16 protein-coding genes are annotated in these 18,316 nt (G+C 36.1%); 6 read left to right on the forward strand and 10 right to left on the reverse strand.

Going from position 1 to position 18,316, the window contains the following annotated elements:
• Positions 1 to 30 precede the first annotated feature (30 nt).
• Together LX80_RS00175 and LX80_RS00180 are read left to right on the forward strand one after the other, a co-directional pair.
• Positions 31 to 1,758 carry a phospho-sugar mutase gene (locus LX80_RS00175; protein WP_111293034.1) on the forward strand — a complete coding sequence of 576 codons (1,728 nt, stop codon included), beginning with the start codon at positions 31 to 33 and terminating at the stop codon, positions 1,756 to 1,758.
• A gap of 138 nt (positions 1,759 to 1,896) precedes the next feature.
• Positions 1,897 to 2,553, forward strand: a complete 657-nt coding sequence (locus LX80_RS00180; RefSeq protein WP_111293035.1) for a protein-L-isoaspartate(D-aspartate) O-methyltransferase — start codon at positions 1,897 to 1,899, stop codon at positions 2,551 to 2,553.
• Between the two features lies 1 nt (position 2,554).
• Here LX80_RS00180 and LX80_RS00185 read toward each other — a convergent pair whose 3' ends face one another.
• Entirely contained in the window at positions 2,555 to 4,978 is a 2,424-nt protein-coding gene (locus tag LX80_RS00185; RefSeq protein WP_111293036.1) for a penicillin-binding protein 1A, read from the reverse strand.
• Positions 4,979 to 5,043: 65 nt separating this feature from the next.
• The gene (porW, locus tag LX80_RS00190; protein ID WP_111293037.1) at positions 5,044 to 8,001 is read right to left on the reverse strand and encodes a type IX secretion system periplasmic lipoprotein PorW/SprE; all 2,958 of its coding nucleotides are present in this window, start codon (positions 7,999 to 8,001) and stop codon (positions 5,044 to 5,046) included.
• 103 nt (positions 8,002 to 8,104) lie between these two features.
• Here porW and LX80_RS00195 point away from each other — a divergent pair, with 103 nt between their 5' ends.
• Genes LX80_RS00195 through LX80_RS00210 form a run of 4 tightly spaced genes read left to right on the forward strand, consistent with a single transcriptional unit; the run spans position 8,105 to position 9,749 of the window.
• Entirely contained in the window at positions 8,105 to 8,503 is a 399-nt protein-coding gene (locus tag LX80_RS00195; RefSeq protein ID WP_111293038.1) for a hypothetical protein, read from the forward strand.
• Complete coding sequence (locus LX80_RS00200) at positions 8,500 to 8,709, forward strand: AtpZ/AtpI family protein (protein ID WP_111293039.1); 210 nt, start codon at positions 8,500 to 8,502, stop codon at positions 8,707 to 8,709. The genes LX80_RS00195 and LX80_RS00200 overlap by 4 nt, the downstream gene beginning before the upstream one ends.
• A gap of 2 nt (positions 8,710 to 8,711) precedes the next feature.
• Entirely contained in the window at positions 8,712 to 9,113 is a 402-nt protein-coding gene (locus tag LX80_RS00205; RefSeq protein ID WP_111293040.1) for a hypothetical protein, read from the forward strand.
• A 9-nt stretch (positions 9,114 to 9,122) separates the two neighbouring features.
• Positions 9,123 to 9,749, forward strand: coding sequence for a SprT-like domain-containing protein (locus tag LX80_RS00210; RefSeq protein ID WP_111293041.1), 627 nt, complete (start codon positions 9,123 to 9,125; stop codon positions 9,747 to 9,749).
• A gap of 56 nt (positions 9,750 to 9,805) precedes the next feature.
• On the opposite strand, the gene sucC is transcribed toward LX80_RS00210, so the two are convergent.
• From sucC to panB, 8 genes are all read right to left on the reverse strand, one after another.
• On the reverse strand, positions 9,806 to 11,017 hold the full coding sequence (sucC, locus tag LX80_RS00215; protein WP_111293042.1) for an ADP-forming succinate--CoA ligase subunit beta: 1,212 nt from the start codon (positions 11,015 to 11,017) through the stop codon (positions 9,806 to 9,808).
• A gap of 73 nt (positions 11,018 to 11,090) precedes the next feature.
• The gene (locus tag LX80_RS00220) at positions 11,091 to 11,606 is read right to left on the reverse strand and encodes a DinB family protein (protein ID WP_111293043.1); all 516 of its coding nucleotides are present in this window, start codon (positions 11,604 to 11,606) and stop codon (positions 11,091 to 11,093) included.
• An 18-nt stretch (positions 11,607 to 11,624) separates the two neighbouring features.
• Entirely contained in the window at positions 11,625 to 13,301 is a 1,677-nt protein-coding gene (locus tag LX80_RS00225; protein WP_111293044.1) for a S8 family peptidase, read from the reverse strand.
• 124 nt (positions 13,302 to 13,425) lie between these two features.
• On the reverse strand, positions 13,426 to 13,752 hold the full coding sequence (locus LX80_RS00230) for a cupin domain-containing protein (RefSeq protein ID WP_111293045.1): 327 nt from the start codon (positions 13,750 to 13,752) through the stop codon (positions 13,426 to 13,428).
• A gap of 9 nt (positions 13,753 to 13,761) precedes the next feature.
• Entirely contained in the window at positions 13,762 to 15,285 is a 1,524-nt protein-coding gene (gene amaB / locus LX80_RS00235) for an L-piperidine-6-carboxylate dehydrogenase (RefSeq protein WP_111293046.1), read from the reverse strand.
• 202 nt (positions 15,286 to 15,487) lie between these two features.
• Positions 15,488 to 16,180 (reverse strand): LytR/AlgR family response regulator transcription factor, encoded by a 693-nt coding sequence (locus LX80_RS00240; RefSeq protein WP_111293047.1) that lies wholly within the window; start codon positions 16,178 to 16,180, stop codon positions 15,488 to 15,490.
• Positions 16,181 to 16,232: 52 nt separating this feature from the next.
• The gene (locus tag LX80_RS00245; RefSeq protein WP_111293048.1) at positions 16,233 to 17,396 is read right to left on the reverse strand and encodes a sensor histidine kinase; all 1,164 of its coding nucleotides are present in this window, start codon (positions 17,394 to 17,396) and stop codon (positions 16,233 to 16,235) included.
• Positions 17,397 to 17,484: 88 nt separating this feature from the next.
• Complete coding sequence (gene panB, locus LX80_RS00250) at positions 17,485 to 18,300, reverse strand: 3-methyl-2-oxobutanoate hydroxymethyltransferase (protein WP_111293049.1); 816 nt, start codon at positions 18,298 to 18,300, stop codon at positions 17,485 to 17,487.
• Positions 18,301 to 18,316 lie beyond the last annotated feature (16 nt).

Raw genomic sequence — 18,316 nt, forward strand, 5'->3', positions numbered from 1 at the left:
ATTTCATGAAAGTATTTTTAATTAAAGCATATGGATAACGCAATATTAGAAAAAGCCCGCAGTTGGGTAAACGGAAATTATGATGCAGCAACCAAACAAGCCGTTCAGGATTTAATTGATCATAATCCTAACGAGTTAATGGAAGCATTTTATAAAAATTTAGAATTTGGAACAGGGGGCTTAAGAGGTATAATGGGCGTAGGTACCAATCGTATGAACAAATATACTGTTGGTATGGCTACTCAGGGGTTTGCCAATTATTTAAAGAAAACCTATCCAAACCAAACCATTAAAGTTGCTATAGCTCACGATAGCCGAAACAATAGCCGCTTTTTTGCAGAAACCACTGCACAGGTTTTTGCAGCGAATGGCATAAAAGTGTTTTTGTTTGAAGATTTGCGCCCTACACCGGAATTAAGTTTTGCTATAAGAACGTTGCAATGTAACGGAGGTGTTGTTTGTACTGCATCACATAACCCCAAAGAATATAATGGTTATAAAGCCTATTGGAATGACGGAGGACAATTAGTACCACCGCACGATAAAAATGTAATAAAGGAAGTTGAAGCTATTCAAACTATTGATGATGTTAAATGGAGTGGAGGCGATGCTAACATTACATTAATAGGTGCAGAAATAGATAAGCAATACTTAAGCATGGTGAAAAGTTTAAGTGTTAATCCGGAGGTAATTCAACAACAAAAAGATTTAAAGATTGTGTATACCCCTATACATGGCAGTGGTATTAAATTAGTACCTGCAGCCTTAGCTGAGTTTGGTTTCACCAATGTACACATTGTACAAGAACAGGCAACACCCGACGGGAATTTTCCCACAGTAGCTTATCCTAATCCCGAAGAAAGTGAAACCATGCGTATTGGGTTAGAAAAAGCAAAAGCCTTAGATGCCGATATTTTACTTGGTACCGATCCGGATGCAGATAGGGTTGGGGTAGGCGTTAAAAATCATAAAGGTGAATGGGTTTTAATGAATGGTAATCAAACAGCTGTTTTGGCGTTTGCTTATTTAATTGAAGCACGTCGAAAAAAAGGTATTGCACAGCCCAATGATATGGTGATTACCACTATTGTTACAACTGAAATGATTAATGAAGTAGCCAGACAAAACCATGTTGCCTGCTATAATGTATTAACCGGCTTTAAGTGGATTGCAGAATTAATTAAAGAGAAAGAGGGTAAAGAAAATTATATTATTGGCGGTGAAGAAAGTTTTGGTTTGATGATTGGCAGCCAAATTCGCGATAAAGATTCGGTTAGTGCTGTGGCATTATTGTGCGAAATGGCAGCTTATGAAAAACAACAGGGTAAAACCTTGTTTGATAAACTTATTGAGTTATATATGCAATATGGTTTTTACTATGAGCATTTAATTAGTATTACCAAAAAAGGCATGAACGGGCAGAAAGAAATTGCCGCTATGATGGAATCCTATCGTTCAAATCCACCTCAATTAATCAATAACAGCAAAGTAGTTACTTTACTTGATTACGAATTACAAACAGGCACCAATTTACTAACCGGAGAGAAATGGAAAATAAACTTACCAAAGAGTAATGTTTTACAATTTATTACGGAAGACGGTAGTAAAATTTCTGCTCGCCCCTCTGGTACGGAACCTAAAATTAAATTCTATTTTAGTGTACATACCCATTTAAGCAATAAAAGCGAATTTGATGCGAAGTTGGATGAATTAAAACAGCGCATTAATGGTATTATACAATCAATGCAATTAGCTTAAATTTTGAAATAGATTTACTATTAGCACTTGTGCTAAATTTTTAAAATGCTGTGTAAAAAAATTGCACAGCATTTTTATTTCCCCAAGTATTAATTTTATTAGCAAATATTTGTGGCTAACTTTAGTTTTGTGTGGTTTATGAGAAATTTAGAAGATACTTACCGGCACAAAGGCTTACGCAATCAGTTAGTGCAGCAACTGAAACAGAAAGGTATTACGAATGAAGCTGTATTAAATGCTATACAACAAATACCTCGCCACTTTTTTTTAGACTCTGCTTTTGATAAAATAGCTTATGAAGACCGGGCATTTCCCATAGGCGAAGGTCAAACTATTTCGCAACCTTATACCGTAGCTTATCAAACCCAGCTTTTGCAGGTTGCAAAATCTGATAAGGTATTAGAGATAGGTACAGGTAGTATGTATCAGGCTTGCGTATTGGCCGAGTTAGGGGCTTGGGTTTATACAATTGAGCGCCAGAAAAAAATTTTTGATACCAATAAAACTTTTGCATTTAAAAATAAATATCCAAATATTAAATGCTTTTTTGGCGATGGATATGAAGGGTTACCCACATTTGCTCCCTTCGACAAAATATTAATTACCGCCGCTGCACCTTTTATTCCACCAAAATTAGTGGAACAGTTAAAAATTGGCGGATTAATGGTTATTCCAATCAATGAAGGAAATTCACAGCGAATGTTGCGTATTACTAAAGTTTCGGCTGATGCTTGCAAAGAAGAATCATTCGATTTGTTTTCCTTTGTACCCATGTTAACCGGAAAAAAATTGTAATTTATTGGTGAATATTCCCTCCTACTTTTTTAGGTAAAATAGCTTTAGGTGTGGGCGTTGGAGTTGTACCGTTTTTGGGTGTATTATTATTTTTCTTAGGTGAAAAAGCCGGCAGTTTATTGGTGTCAATTTGAGATTCAGGCGCTAAATCTTCCGGTTTAATATCAGCAGGTACATAGTCTTGTGAAGTACCATTACCCATTAGTTGTTGATCGCCTTCTACCCCCATTGGCACATTTGGATTGGGGTTACTGTAATCAATCTCAATATCGTTGGTCATTCCCTCAGGTTTAGAAAAATCAACATTAGCATCAATACCCAATGTGTTGGCATTTTGCAATACTTTTTCATAGAAGTATCCCCAAATAGGCATGGCAGCCCTGGCGCCTTGTCCATTATAGCTGTTGCTGCTTATATGAATAAATCTGTCATCGCAGCCTACCCAAACACCGGCAAGTAGTTGTGGGGTGTAGCCCATAAACCAAGCATCGCTGTTATCGTTGGTAGTACCCGTTTTGCCGGCAATATTCCCACGTACATCAAACTGCATTTTTAAACCACGGGCAGTACCAAAGTCAACAACCCCTTCCATCATTTTAATTACTGAATAGGCAGTAATATCGCTCATGACTTCTTTACGAAGTGGTGCAAAGTTTTCCAATACGTTCCCATTTCTATCTTCAATACGCGTTATGTATAAAGGTTTCACATTAAAACCACGTCCGGGAAACATACTATAAGCTTGCATCATTTCATAGAGCGATATTTCACAGGCACCAATGGCAATGGATGGGTGTGGTTCTATATTGGTTTGCAAACCACATTTATTTTTCAAAAAATCAACAAAACGAATAGCTGCATTATTGCCTTTGGGGTCAAGTTGTTTCATAATATAAGCAGTGGCACAGTTTCGTGAAAAGGCCAATGCCTGAGCCATTGGAATAGATGCACCGGTGCAGGAAGTAGAAGTTGCAGGCACCATTCCATAAGCACCAAAACTTTGTTGTACATCTTGTACAATTGTATTGGGGGTAAAACCCGCATCTTCAATTGCTAAACTGTACAATAATGGTTTTATGGTTGAACCTACCTGGCGTTTGGTGTTATAGTTTACATGGTCGAATTTAAATGTTTTAAAATCAATACCACCTACCCATGCCCGTACTTCACCACTTAAGGGATCTAATGCCATAAAGCCTGCTTGCATCATTTGGCGGCAATATTTGATTGAATCCATGGGAGTCATAATGGTATCCTTCTCCCTATTGTTATTCCAAGCAAAAATGCGCATGGAGGTAGGTACAAAAAATGTTTTCTTAATGTCATCATCATTAAGGCCGTCTTTCTTCAAATTTCTCCAGCGATCACTTTGTTTCATGGCAGCATCCAATACATTTTGATGTCCATCCCAAACGGTACCTTTCTTAATATTGGCTTGCTGATTTAAAATTTGTTGCATGTAGCTCATGTGTTTGGCTACTGCCTCTTCCGCATAAATTTGCATCCGAGGGTTAATGGTGGTATAAATTCTTAATCCATCAGTGTATAAATTGTATTCCTCCCCATTGCTTTTTTTGTGTGTTTTACACCATTGTTTCATGTATTCGCCTAAAACCATTCTAAAATAAGGTGCTAAACCTGTCGTTTCATCTAATTTCTTATAATTCAGTTCAATAGGCTCTAGCTTAATTTTAGCTCCTTCCTGTGGTGTTAAGTAGCCATTGGTAACCATTCTGTTAAGTACCAAATTTCGGCGTTCTAAAGCTTGTTTGGGGTTACGGCGGGGGTTATATAACGTAGGGGCATTTATCATTCCTACCAAAACAGCCGCTTCATTTACATTTACGCGGTCGGGTTCTTTTTGAAAAAATGTTTTGGCTGCATTTCTTATTCCAAAAACATTATCACCAAAGGCAACTGTATTCAAATACAGGTTAATAATTTCATTTTTGGTAAAGTTTCTTTCTAACTTAACCGCAATAATTGACTCTTTTACTTTTTGAATGGCGCGTAATAAAAAGTTGCGGGTAGACCAGTTTTCCGTAAACAGATTTTTAGCCGTTTGCATGGTTATGGTACTGGCCCCTCCATCTCTTCCAAACCCTTTAATGGCTCTGAGTAATGAAATAAAATCAATACCGCTATGGTCATAAAAACGTTGGTCTTCTGTAGCCACCAGTGCATGCACTATATTGGGGCTAATGTCTTTAAAATCAACATTCACACGGTCTTCCAAATAATATTTACCCATTAGGGTACCATCTTGTGCATATACCTGGCTGGAAAGAGAGGCTGAAGGATTTTGTATATCGGATATGGAAGGCATTTTTCCAAATACACCCCAGTTACAAAGCAGTAGAAATAATATAAAGGCTGCCACTGCTATAAAAAAAGCTTTCCAAAATATTTTAACTGAACGCGACATAAATGTTTACATGGTTAGATTTGTAAAACTAAGTATCTAAACCCTTTGGTTATTTTGATACCTAGTTAAAATTTTTCGGGCAAATTACGTTTCAAAAACTGAATATACTCGTCAATATTGTTTTTATTGTATAAAAGCTGCAAATTAGCAGGGCTTATCATACTAAAAATATATTTTTCCGGTTTTAGCCAGGGTATAATTCGGGCGGTGGCCATGGGTTTGGTTTTATCTAAATAATCAACCGCATCACCGGCATTAGCAAATGGTCCAATTAATACCAATGATGTGGAGTCGTTTAATTTTTGTTGATTCACTTTTAGTCGAAGATTATAGAATTTTTCTAAGTTAAAGCGATAAAAGGCATTGCGTGCCTCACTGGCAAAAACAGGATCAACTTTATTGAGCACTACTGCAATGTATTGTGAATCGGACGGGTTAAATGCATAGTTGTTTACACTTTGTATAACGGGTGCACTTACCGGTATTTGTACAGTTGCTGTTGAATCTAAATGTTTAATTACAGGGGCTGCCACACTATCTACTCTTCTTCTTACCGGTGTATTAACCAATGTAGCAGGATGCAGGTCAATATTAGCCACTACATTGTCTTCATTTTTTTCAATTACCAAGTTGGTTAAATAGTTTTCAATTTCTTTTCTACGTTTCAACACATCAATCATGGTATTGGCCATATCAACCATTGGCGATTGTGGAAACTGGTGTATCATTGCTTGCAAGGTTTGTATAGCGGAACTGTCATTTTTCTGTTTCACATCATACACTGCTTGAATGTACATGAGTTGTGGGGTCCAATAAGTTTTGCCGTATGTTTTGTCCGCTTCAGCTTTTTCGGCTAATGCTTGTTTAAAGTTGCCTTCAATAAATAAATTGTAAATATGTTCATATTGTTCGGTGGCTTTATCTTGCAGGGTAGGCTTTCCTATATTTTTAATTTTTTGCGCATAAGTGCCATTGGGAAATGCAAACATCAGTTTCTTCCTAACGGAATCGGATTTTTGTAGTAAGCCCAATTGTTTATAACAGTATATTAAATTAAATAAAACTGCTTCTTCATATTGATTTTCCGGGTATAACTTCATGAGTGTTTCATATGAATCAACCGCATCGGCATATTTTTCCAAATTATTTTGAAATGTTTGCGCATTTGAATACAAATCATTAATAATGGTATTGTGTGCATCGCCTATTTGTTTTTCGGTAAGTGGTATGTTATCCAACATTCCTTTCAACGTTAAGGCATTGGCGTTATTTGTTTTTGCCGTTTCAGTGGTAGTAGTAGCAGCCGTTACATTATTATTGTTTAATTGCAAGCTGTTGTTAATTGCCGATTGTCGCTGCCAATTATCTACATTGGGCCTATTGCCCCATTTTTGTTTGAATTCCTTATAGCCTTGCAATTTAAGTGTAGCATTAGCGAAGTAAAAGTCGTTTGCGTTATTTGAAGATGTTGAACTTCCAAATAGCCCGCTGGCGGCAACATTAGCAGTAGTATTGGTGCTGCCAAAATCAATGTCTTCTTTCTCTTCTGCCAGTCCTTGTTCTTTTCTAAGCCTGCGGTATAATTTTTTTACGGCAGCTAATCTATCCGCTTCATTCAACTTAGCTAATTGCAGTAAACTATCTTGTAAATGCAATGAGGTTAGGTTACCGGTAATAATTTTCAATGCTTTTTTTCGGGCAATTACTTCATTTTTTAAGGTAGAATCTAGTTGGTTCGTTTGAATACTATCATAATACAATGAGGCTAGGGGGTACTGACGAATATTATAGGCAGTTGAAGCTAATAATAACATGCTTTTTTGTTTTTGCTCAGGGTTATTGACACTATAAGCAATACTCTTTTGCAAATTTTGAATGCCGGCTTCATAATGTTGTTGTTTAATTTCTAAAGCTGCAGCAGCATAGTAAATAATATCGCGGTAATCGGCATACTTATCTCTATGTGCCAATTGATACATTTGTCTTAGGTTATTTTGAAGGGCTTTGGTACTACTTCCGGTATCGGATAGTGCCACAATATTTAAACGTGCATATACTTCTAAATAAGGATCAATTGTATGTGTAATAGCAGTTTCAAATGCTTTGATGGCCGGTTTGTTTTGATGCGCTAATTGATACAATTGTCCGGTTAAGAATTCCCATCTGGCTTGCTGCTGTTTATTGTCTGCTTCCGAAATTGATTTGCTTAAATAAGTAGCGGCGCTATCATACTGGTTCTGTTTATAAAAAAGATAGGCTTGTTGCAGCCATAAATCTTTTTGTAATCGTTTTGGAAACAACGGGTCAGCTTTTAACAAAGCAATTAAGCCCGATGCTTTATCTAACTGATTACTCTCAATATAATTGCGAATTTGCCAAATAAAGCTATCATTACGAGTGGTAGGTTTGGTGGTTATTTTTTTTAACAGGCTTCTATTTTCGTTAGTAGATACCGTGAAAATGCCCTGGTTATTACTGACATTACTACCTATTGGAATATCATAACCGTCATCTTTGGGGGCATATATGTAATTAATATATTGAAATACCATGGCTGCCGAATCGAAATTCTTGCGCAATAAATAGGCTTTCCCTAACAATAAATAAAAATCATCTACCCAATCGCTTCTTAAATCGTGCAATAAAATTCCGGCATAACATTTATAAATAATGGAGTCTAAGTCGCGTTTATCTAATGCAGTTACCGACAAACTATAATCATAAAATGGCAATAGTTTGCTGTAATCGTCAGTATGCATTTTTTGTGCCTGTTCAATAATAAAGTTTAATTTATTATTGGCATTAAAAAAATAGTTGTAGTGGCTTACCATATCTTGATAAGTGCGCGATAGAAACCCCAATTTTTTGTCACCTGTTTTTTCGGCAGGTAACAGCCTATCCTGGTATTGTGCCGGTTTTTCCTTGTCTAAATTTATGGTTGTATTGGGCTGCCCCCATACTTTGGGTTGAAAAAACAAAGCAGGTATAAGAAACAAACACAGAAAAAAATACTTTTGCATCATAGGCAAATTACAACACAAGTCAAAACTGTTTAAAAGTACAGTTATTTTTTAACAATTTCGGCAAAACAGGGGTGGTTATGTACCTTTAACCTTATTTTACAGCATGGCAAAACAAATTTTTGAAACCAACACTTTTAAACGGCTTCGCAACCAATACCGTTTGGTAATTATTAACGATGACACTTATGAGGAACTGGTAACCTTTAAATTATCTCGTTTAAGTGTTTATGTTGCCTTTAGCACCGCATTTGTATTATTGGTTACATTAACGGTAGCATTAATTGTATTTACGCCGCTAAAATATTATATTCCCGGATATGGGTCAAAAGAAAGTAGAACCGAGTTGCAGTTACTTCAAATGAAAACGGATTCCTTAGAACGTTCTATTCAATACAAAGATCAATATCTGGAAAGTTTAAAAAAGGTACTTTCCGGTAGCATGCCGGTGCAAAAAGATACTACTTCACTAACAATACCCAAAACTGACATTATTAAGGAATGAAAACTCCTCAAAAAAATAAAAATTTGTTGTATGAGTATGCTGCATTTGGTAGTGAACTTATTATAACGCTGGCTATTGCTGTTTATGTAGGGTGGTGGATAGACAATAGATTGCATGTTAAAATACCCTTGTTGGTTTGGATATTGCCTTTATTGGTTATTATTGCATTAATTGTGAAAGTTATTAAAGACACCAGCAAAAAGTAAATATGCAACAAAAATCGGTATCGTTTTTAAAAAATATTGTCCCCCTGCTTATTGTATTTGTTGTAGTAAACATTTTATTGTTATTCCTGCATCATTTCATGAATACACATCAAATTAATGCTTGGGTAGTTTTTACTGCAAACGATTTATTGTTTATTGTTAGTTTATTGAGCCTTTTTTTACATATACAAGCCACTCAAAAAAAATCGGCCATGCGTTCAGTTAATAATGTTATGTTGGCTTCGGTTATAAAATTATTGGTTTTAGGGGGCGCTGCTATTTTGTATTTAATAGCTGCAGGCAGTAACCGAAGTATTTATGCCATTTTAGTAGGGTTGGTGTTGTATATTGTTTACACAGCTATTGAAGTGTCAATTGCAACAAAAATAAATGGCAAAAAGTAGAAAGTAATTATGGCTGCAACGCAACATCCCATGCAGGCTTTAGCCGCTTTTTTACCTGATGGTTGTTTTGAATCCGTAGTAGAGTATTTAAATCATTATAAAGTTCATTTAACCATTACTAAAAAAAGAAAATCGGTTTTGGGTGATTATAGGCATGCTTCTATGCATAGCCATCATGCAATAACCGTAAATGGCAATTTGAACAAATTTGAATTTTTAATTACGTTGTTACACGAACTGGCGCATTTATTAACCTTTGAAGCGTATGGCAACAGGGTAGAAGCGCATGGTAAAGAGTGGAAGATGTTTTACAGTAAGTTGTTATTGCATTTTACTGAAAAGAATATATTTCCGCCTGATATTTTACTAGCCTTACAAAAAAGTATTCGTAACCCTTCGGCAACGGCAAATGGTGAAACAGAATTATTGATGGTATTACGCAAATACAATACAGTTACCCGAACTGATATTTTATTGTTGGCCCAAGTTCCTGAAGGTGTAATTTTTAAAACAGAAAATGGTCGATTGTTTAAAAAGGGACCTAAGCGCAGAAAGCGATATGAGTGTATTGAAATTCATTCAGGTTTAAAATATGCTTTTAGTCCCATTTGCGAGGTTAAAATTCATAAACAATAAAAAAGCTGATTAGCATTTTACTAACCAGCTTTTCAATATATAAGTTGTTGTAAAATTTATGCTACCGCTTTTTTCACTAAATCAGCCGCTTCACTTAATTCAATAGCTGATTGAACTTTTAAGCCGCTTTCATCAATTAATTTTTTAGCTTCAGCAGCATTGGTTCCTTGTAAGCGAACAATAATGGGGATATTAATATTTCCTAGTTTATTGTAAGCTTCAATCACTCCGGCGGCAACCCTGTCGCAACGTACAATTCCACCAAAAATGTTAATGAGAATGGCTTTTACGTTAGGGTCTTTCATAATAATTTTAAAACCGGCTTCAACGGTTTGTGCATTTGCAGTACCACCTACGTCTAAGAAGTTAGCAGGTTCACCACCACTTAATTTAATCATATCCATGGTGGCCATGGCTAAACCAGCTCCATTCACCATACAGCCAACATTACCGTCTAATTTTACAAAGTTTAGGTTATACTGACCGGCTTCCACTTCTGTAGGATCTTCTTCTGTAATGTCGCGTAAAGCAGCTAAATCTGAATGGCGCATTAAAGCATTGTCATCCAAATTCATTTTACAATCTACCGCAATAATTTTATCGTCACTGGTTTTGAATAAGGGATTAATTTCCAACATTGAGCATTCAAGACCTAAGTACGCATTGTATAAATTGGTTACAAATTTTACGCAGTTTTTAAATGCCTCACCGGTTAAGCCGAAATTAAAAGCAATTTTTCTGGCTTGGAAGGGTAATAAACCGCCAGATGGGTGTACCCATTCTTTAAATATTTTTTCCGGTGTTTTATGGGCTACTTCTTCAATATCAACGCCACCTTCGGTGCTGTACATAATTACATTTTGGCCCTTTGCTCTATCTAATAAAATGGATAAATAAAATTCTTTAACGGGGTTGGGGCCCGGATAATAAACATCTTGCGCTACAAAAATTTTATTTACTTTTTTTCCGGCAGGTCCGGTTTGAACAGTTACTAAAGTACCACCCAAAATATTTTTAGCAATATTAGCAGCATCTTCAGCATTTTTTGCAACGGCAACACCTCTTTGTTCGGTGCCTACAATTTTACCTTTACCACGGCCACCGGCATGTATTTGGGCTTTAATAACCGCAAAATTATTATTGGTTTGAGTTTTAATTTGTCTGTAAGCTTCTTCTGCTGCCATAACATTGTCAACAGCAATACCGTCTTGTACGGGAACATTGTATTTTTTCAACAATTCTTTCGCCTGAAATTCATGTAAATTCATACGTAACTATTTAGATTGCGAAGATAAGGTTTTTGTATGGGTAGATAAGGGCTTCGTAGTATTAAAAAAAGCTTTACTGTAAGTATTTTTCCTGCAATACTTTTTTGTGGTGCAATAAATGACCAAATAGCATAAAGCCCATAGCGTTTACAGTTACTTTATAGTTATTGGCGGTGCCTGAAAGAGATAGCATATCTTCAGTTAATGACATTAAAAACTGATTGCTTGATGCACGTAATGCTACCCATTCATCTTGTAAGCTTTTTAAAGTTCTATTACCGGCATTGGCTCTTTTGGCATACCATTCTTCATCAAAACCCGGTAGGCTTTTATTATCAGAACGAGCGAAGGTTAACATTCTATAAACCATTATTCGTTCTGTATCAATAACATGTTGAAGAATATCTTTGGGTGTCCACTTCCCGGGTGCATAACTAAAATTTTCCTTATCAACCGGAAGGCTGGTATAAAACTCCTGTAATGAATTGCTGAAATTTTGCACCAATTCATGCATGTTATTACTGCCACCGGTTAATTGAATGTAATTTTCATAATAGGCAGGGTAATCGCCAACTAAAGGTCTGCTCATATTGTTCCATTATTTTGGTTAATTATTTTTTTTGTTTGAACGATTCTTTTCTGCCGCCCATTCCTTTTCCATGTTTTCAGCCATTTTTACTGCATTGGCTGCATTGATGATACCACCTGTTTTTGATAACGCATTAAATGCAATGGCTTGTTGGGTTCCCGGTTTAAAATCGGCTAAAGTACTGTCGGGGTGCATGACTGATTGTAGTATAATTTGCTTTACTTGTAATGCTGTTAAATTTGGAAAGTAGGAACGTAATAAGGCCGCCACACCGGTAACTATTGGTGCAGCCATACTGGTACCTTGTAAATTTCCATACTCGTTTTTGGTAGGTAAGGTTGAATAAATTTTTACCCCGGGTGCAAACACATCTACCTCTTTTGAACCATAATTACTGAAGTCGGCCGCTAAGCCTTGCCCCATAGATGGGTCATTACTGGCACCAACAGTAATAACATTGTTTGCGGTTCCATTTTGAAACAAGTAATGCGGATTTGGATAATTTTCCTTTGTGTCAATATTGGCTGATTCATTACCTGCAGCATGAATAATTAATACATCTTTTTGCTCGGCATAGCGCATAGCACTATCAACCCAATATTTCTGTGGGGAATATGATTTGCCAAAACTCATGTTAATAACTTTCGCCCCATTATTCACAGCATAAAAAATGCCCAAAGCAACATCTTTATCGTATTCATCCCCATCTGGTACTACTCTTACCATCATTACTTTTACATTGTCGGCAATGCCATCCATACCAATGCCATTATTACGCTGTGCAGCAATTATACCGGTAACGTGTGTGCCATGCATGGGGTCGGGACCCATTACATCGGGGTTACCATAATATTTGTCGTTAATATCGTTATAATTGTCCTTAATAATTTTGCTTCTGTAATTTATGGGCGGGGTATTTTTTTCATTCAAAGCATCTTGTTTCCCCTCAATATATTCCTTTAATTCATTAATTACGGTTGTATTTTTTTCTTCAGGATCAATGCCTACCATTTTCATTAAAGTTAAATAACCATACTTTGCTTTTTTCCCTTCGGGTGAAGAAGGCTCAAAACTTTCAAGTTGGGTGCAATTGAAGACATTTTTACCCATTTCTTGTTGAAGAATTGAGTCATTTTTTTTGATGGAATTTAGGGTGATATTTAAAAAGTTAATTTCCATTTGGTCGTCGCCTGATTTATTCATTTCATCGGCTGCCATTTTCCAAATGCGGTATTCATATTTTTGTTTGGCAGAAAGTACAGTAGTATCTACTTTCTTCCCATCAAATTCATCTTTAAATTGATAATATACTCTTGAGCGTTCATCGCCCGCCTTTTTAATATTTTCTCCATCTTTGTTTCCTAAAAAATTCCACCCGTAAACATCATCTACATAACCATTATGGTCATCATCAATGCCGTTGCCTGGAATTTCTTTCGGATTATGCCATAAAATACCTTTCAGGTCTTCATGTGTAGTATCTACGCCGGAATCTAAAACAGCTACAATTACCGGTTTCGATTGAATGTGGTGGTCTTTTAAATATTGGTAGGCTTCATTTAAACTAATGCCATAATATTTGTCTTTTGTTGCATCTAATAAATGCCAACCTTTGGGTACTGCACTTTTTTGGGCATTTGCACTAAGGCTAAACAGCAACACAATCGTTAGCAGTCGAAAATAAAGTTTAGTCATGTATATGTTTTTTACAGCAGATGAAAAGTTGCATAAAATTGCAACTTTCGCAAAGTTCTTATTAAAGTAGGAAATTGTATGAATTCCTAAACTGTTTTAGCTTATTGTTAAGCTAAATATTGTATTATAGCGCTTTATAGTCTTCCCGTTCGGGATAAAAAACATCTAATAAACTACAATTTGTAATAGCCAATCCCTCATGCGGAACATTGGGTGGAATAACCATTACCTGCCCGGGCTGTAAGGTATAGGCAATGCCATCTACCGTTAATTGAAATGTTCCCTCCAATACATGTGCAATTTGTTGGTGGGGGTGATGGTGTAAACCTAAATGGCTACCCGCCTTAACTTGCAAATAGGAAAAAGTGTTTGTGCCGGTGTGAATAAAACGAGCTTTATATCCCGGCACAATTTCTTTTTCAGGTAAATGGTTTAATTCTATTAATGGCATAGTGGCTAATTATAATTCAAATGTTATACCCTGTGCTAAAGGAAGTTGTGTACCCCAATTAATGGTATTAGTTTGGCGACGCATGTAAGCTTTCCAGGCATCACTACCACTTTCACGCCCACCGCCGGTTTCTTTTTCACCTCCAAAAGCGCCACCAATTTCGGCACCACTGGTTCCAATATTTACATTGGCTATTCCACAATCACTGCCTGCATGTGATAAGAAAGCTTCTGCTTCACGAAGGTTTAAAGTCATAATGGCTGAGGATAAGCCTTGTGGTACTTGATTTTGTATTTCAATGGCTTCATCCAAAGTTTTGTAAGGCATTATGTAAAGGATAGGGGCAAATGTTTCGTGATGCACAATAGGCATATTCGGTTGTACCTCAGCTATACAAGGTTTTACATAACAACCACTTTCAAAGCCAGTGCCTTCCATAACGCCACCCGGAACAATAAACTTGCCACCTTGTTGTTGACATTGTTCAATGGCATGTAAATATAGTTGAACAGCAGTTTTATCAATTAATGGTCCTACATGGTTTTCCGGTTGTAATGGGTTACCAATTTTTAATTGTTGGTAAGCTTTCACCAACTTGTTTTTAAACGTTTCATAAACTGATTCGTGAATAATTAAGCGGCGAGTGGTGGTGCATCTTTGCCCTGCTGTTCCTACGGCACCGAATAAGCAACCCAATAAGGCCATGTCTAAGTCGGCGTGTTGAGAAATAATAATAGCATTATTTCCACCCAATTCTAAAATACATTTACCTAAACGAGCAGCAACAGCTGTATTTAGGGCTTTGCCCATTCTTGTTGAACCGGTTGCACTAATTAAGGGAATTCGGGTATCATGGCTTAACCATTCGCCCACGGTTTTATCGCCTTGAACCAAACAACTTACCCCTTCAGGTACATGGTTTTTAGCAAAAACATCAGCTACAATTTTTTGAACGGCAATACTGCACAATGGGGTTTTTTCACTGGGTTTCCAAATACATACATTACCACAAACCCAAGCTATGGCCGTATTCCAACTCCAAACTGCAACGGGGAAGTTAAATGAAGAAATAATGCCCACGATGCCTAATGGGTGCCATTGCTCATACATTCGATGATTAGGCCTTTCGCTATGCATGGTTAGGCCGTATAGTTGGCGCGATAATCCAACGGCAAAGTCGCATATGTCAATCATTTCCTGTACTTCACCCATTCCTTCCTGCAGGCTTTTTCCCATTTCAAAACTTACCAGTTTACCCAGGTTTTCTTTATTGGCTCGCAGCGACTCACCCAATTGGCGAACAATTTCGCCACGCTTTGGGGCAGGCCAATTACGCCAAATTTTAAATGCCGAAGCAGCTTTGTGAACAACGGCCTCATAAGCCTCTTTGTCAGTGGCAGTAACAGTAGCTATTAAAGAACCATTTACGGGTGTAAAACTTTGTATTTCGCTTCCATAACTGGTTAGCCATTCATTTCCGGTTGAAGTACCCATATTGGTGGGTTCAATGTGCAGCAATCTGATGAAATCCATAACTGATTATTTTGGGTATGCAAGGTAAGTTAAAATATAGGTATCAAAAAAGGTATTGCCCAGATTGCGATCAATCAGCAATACCTTTTATTAAATGTAACCCTGCATGAAAATAAAACAGTTTGAAACTGATGTAAAGTTGAGAACAATGGTTGAACAATAAATATTTGATAGGTGAAAACGGGAAAATTACCGATGAATTTTAGTTGTGTTGTTTGCTTAGAAGCAAATCGTACACATCGGAATAACTACTGCCGATAGGTATTTCTTTTCCTGCTACATAAATTTTGTTCTTATTAAATTTTTCAACTTTACTAATGGGAATTATGTAGGAACGATGTACCCGTACAAACTCCTTTTCAGGCAATTTTTCTTGCATATTTTTCAATGTCATTAAAGTTAAAACAGGGTAGGGTTTAATGTGAATTTTAATGTAGTCATCCAATGCTTCAATTAACTCAATATCCTTTAAATTTATTTTCATCATTTCATAGTTCACTTTCACATAAATAGAATTCAACTGTAATTCTTGTGAACTTAGAAACTCTTGGTACTCATTGGCTTTGTAGGCAGCTTTTAAAAAACGATTATAATCAAATGGCTTTAATAAATAATCAATGGCATCTACATTAAATCCCTCAACTGCAAAATCTTTAAAAGCCGTTGTAAAAATTACCAACGGTTTATTGGTTAAGTTTTTATACAGTTGAAGTCCATTTATATCGGGCATTTGAATATCTAAAAACAATAAATCAATTTTATTTTCTTGTAAATAGGTAATGGCTTCTTTTGGGTTTGTGAAGGTTTTTTCTAATTGTAAAAAGGGAATTTTGGCGCAATACTGTGCTATAATTTGTAAGGCTAAAGGTTCATCATCTATGGCTATACATTTCATAATGCTTCATTTTTCGGTTAATTAAATATTCGGTTAGATAGCAACAAGACTATTATACTATTTTCAAAAGTGTTAATGTAACCCTAAATGTATTTTTTTCTTTTTCAATGGTAAGTTTATGCATGTCGGGATACAATAGCGCTAATCTTCTTTCTACATTTTTTATTCCTATTCCTGTGGTTTCGGTAAGCGTATTTCCCGCATTTGCAGCAATAGAATTTTCTACTGAAAATACTATTGAATTTTCTTTAATATTTAAATTAATATGAATAAATGAATTTTCAACAGTACTTACCCCATATTTAAACGCATTTTCAACAAATGGAATAAACAGTAATGGTGCTACTTTTTGATTGGTAATGGTTCCGTTAATATTAACGTTTAATGCTACATTATCTGTAAGCCTAACTTTTTGCAGCTCAATATAATCGTTTAAAAAATCAATTTCGCTTTGAATGGGTACCCAGTCGTATTTTGTTTCCGTTAAAATGTACCGCATAATGGCCGACAGTTTTAAGATGGCTGAGGCCGTTTTATCGCTACCGGTAATGGCAAGCGAATAAATGTTATTGAGTGTATTAAAAAAGAAATGTGGATTGATTTGTGTTTTTAAAAATGATAATTCTGTTCGAAGCATTTCTTTTTCAATTTCTTCTTTTGTTTGTTCAACTTTTAGCCATTGTTGTAATAAAGAAATGCTTAAGCCTACTGCCAAAACCAATAAAAATATGGCTTCACGCCCCGGAAAATAACGGTTGTTTCGGCGTTTGTTCATATTATCGGACCGCATTGGGGGTGGATATTGTTTACGCCATTCAGCATTATTTGGGGTGTCATTTTTTGAATAATTGGCTGTGTCAAATCGCCTATACTCAGGTCTAAACTCGCTTCTTATTTTTGTCTCTGTTGTGTTGTTGAGCCAAAGCGATATCTGTCTTGGAACATTTGTAAAACCATACATGCAAATGCCTACTATAATTACATAAATAATCCACCTTTTTTTAAACAATAATTTAGGAATAAGCAATAGGGTGTTAAAATAATAAAATATTAATAAATATAAGTTTATTACAATGTAGAGGGTTAAAATATATTTACTAACCTGTTCAGGAATATCTTTGGGTTGCGGTGAGAAAATATAGGGTAATAGGAAAAATGAGGCCCAGGCAACAATATGAAGTAATACAATGATGATTTTTTTTGAGCTTTTCGCCATATGAAAAAATTGCTTTGGCTAAAGCTAAATTAATAGTGTAAGATACACGAAATTTTTTCGGGTGAAATAATTAAACTGTCGGTAAATGTTAGTATGATTCATTGTCGTTGGGAAAGTCGTTCGATTTTACATCGGCTATGTATTGTTTTACTGCTGCCGTAATTTGTTCGTGTAGATTTAAATATTGCCTTAAAAAGCGCGGTTTAAATTCGGTATTAATACCCAGCATATCGTGCATAACCAAAACTTGCCCATCACAATGGGGACCTGCACCAATGCCAATAGTTGGTATATGTACAGATTCAGTTACTTTTTTGGCCAACTGGGCCGGAATTTTTTCTAATACAACAGCAAAGCAACCGGCTTTTTGTAATAATTGTACATCGTTTTGTAATTTTTGTGCTTCTTCATTTTGCGTGGCACGCACTGCATAAGTGCCAAACTGATAAATACTTTGTGGTGTTAAGCCCAAATGCCCCATTACAGGAATACCCGCTTTTACAATTCGTTCAATACTTTCCAATACCTCTTCGCCACCTTCTAATTTAATAGCATGTGCACCGGTTTCTTTCATAATTCTTATGGCAGATGCAAGCGCTATTTCACTGTTGGATTGATAAGTGCCAAAGGGTAAATCAACCACCACCAATGATCTTTTTACTGCACGAATTACAGAGGCGGCATGATAAATCATTTGATCGAGGGTTATGGGCAAAGTTGTTTCATGACCAGCCATTACATTACTGGCACTGTCGCCCACTAAAATAACATCCATGCCTGCAGCATCGAAAATGCCCGCAAATGAATAATCATAGGCAGTGAGCATAGATATTTTTTCGCCGCTTGCCTTCATTTTTTGCAAAGTATGTGTAGTAATTTTTTTTATTTCTTTTTGAACAGACATAATTTTTTTGTTTAGT

The sequence above is a fragment of the Hydrotalea sandarakina genome, from assembly GCF_003254115.1.
GTDB lineage: Bacteria > Bacteroidota > Bacteroidia > Chitinophagales > Chitinophagaceae > Hydrotalea > Hydrotalea sandarakina.

Excerpts from the sequence above, each read along its gene's own strand:
- LX80_RS00175 (WP_111293034.1), top strand. The coding sequence starts at position 31 with ATGGATAACGCAATATTAGAAAAAGCCCGCAGTTGGGTAAACGGAAAT.
- LX80_RS00180 (WP_111293035.1), top strand. The coding sequence starts at position 1,897 with ATGAGAAATTTAGAAGATACTTACCGGCACAAAGGCTTACGCAATCAG.
- LX80_RS00185 (WP_111293036.1), bottom strand. The coding sequence starts at position 4,978 with ATGTCGCGTTCAGTTAAAATATTTTGGAAAGCTTTTTTTATAGCAGTG.
- porW (WP_111293037.1), bottom strand. The coding sequence starts at position 8,001 with ATGATGCAAAAGTATTTTTTTCTGTGTTTGTTTCTTATACCTGCTTTG.
- LX80_RS00195 (WP_111293038.1), top strand. The coding sequence starts at position 8,105 with ATGGCAAAACAAATTTTTGAAACCAACACTTTTAAACGGCTTCGCAAC.
- LX80_RS00200 (WP_111293039.1), top strand. The coding sequence starts at position 8,500 with ATGAAAACTCCTCAAAAAAATAAAAATTTGTTGTATGAGTATGCTGCA.
- LX80_RS00205 (WP_111293040.1), top strand. The coding sequence starts at position 8,712 with ATGCAACAAAAATCGGTATCGTTTTTAAAAAATATTGTCCCCCTGCTT.
- LX80_RS00210 (WP_111293041.1), top strand. The coding sequence starts at position 9,123 with ATGGCTGCAACGCAACATCCCATGCAGGCTTTAGCCGCTTTTTTACCT.
- sucC (WP_111293042.1), bottom strand. The coding sequence starts at position 11,017 with ATGAATTTACATGAATTTCAGGCGAAAGAATTGTTGAAAAAATACAAT.
- LX80_RS00220 (WP_111293043.1), bottom strand. The coding sequence starts at position 11,606 with ATGAGCAGACCTTTAGTTGGCGATTACCCTGCCTATTATGAAAATTAC.
- LX80_RS00225 (WP_111293044.1), bottom strand. The coding sequence starts at position 13,301 with ATGACTAAACTTTATTTTCGACTGCTAACGATTGTGTTGCTGTTTAGC.
- LX80_RS00230 (WP_111293045.1), bottom strand. The coding sequence starts at position 13,752 with ATGCCATTAATAGAATTAAACCATTTACCTGAAAAAGAAATTGTGCCG.
- amaB (WP_111293046.1), bottom strand. The coding sequence starts at position 15,285 with ATGGATTTCATCAGATTGCTGCACATTGAACCCACCAATATGGGTACT.
- LX80_RS00240 (WP_111293047.1), bottom strand. The coding sequence starts at position 16,180 with ATGAAATGTATAGCCATAGATGATGAACCTTTAGCCTTACAAATTATA.
- LX80_RS00245 (WP_111293048.1), bottom strand. The coding sequence starts at position 17,396 with ATGGCGAAAAGCTCAAAAAAAATCATCATTGTATTACTTCATATTGTT.
- panB (WP_111293049.1), bottom strand. The coding sequence starts at position 18,300 with ATGTCTGTTCAAAAAGAAATAAAAAAAATTACTACACATACTTTGCAA.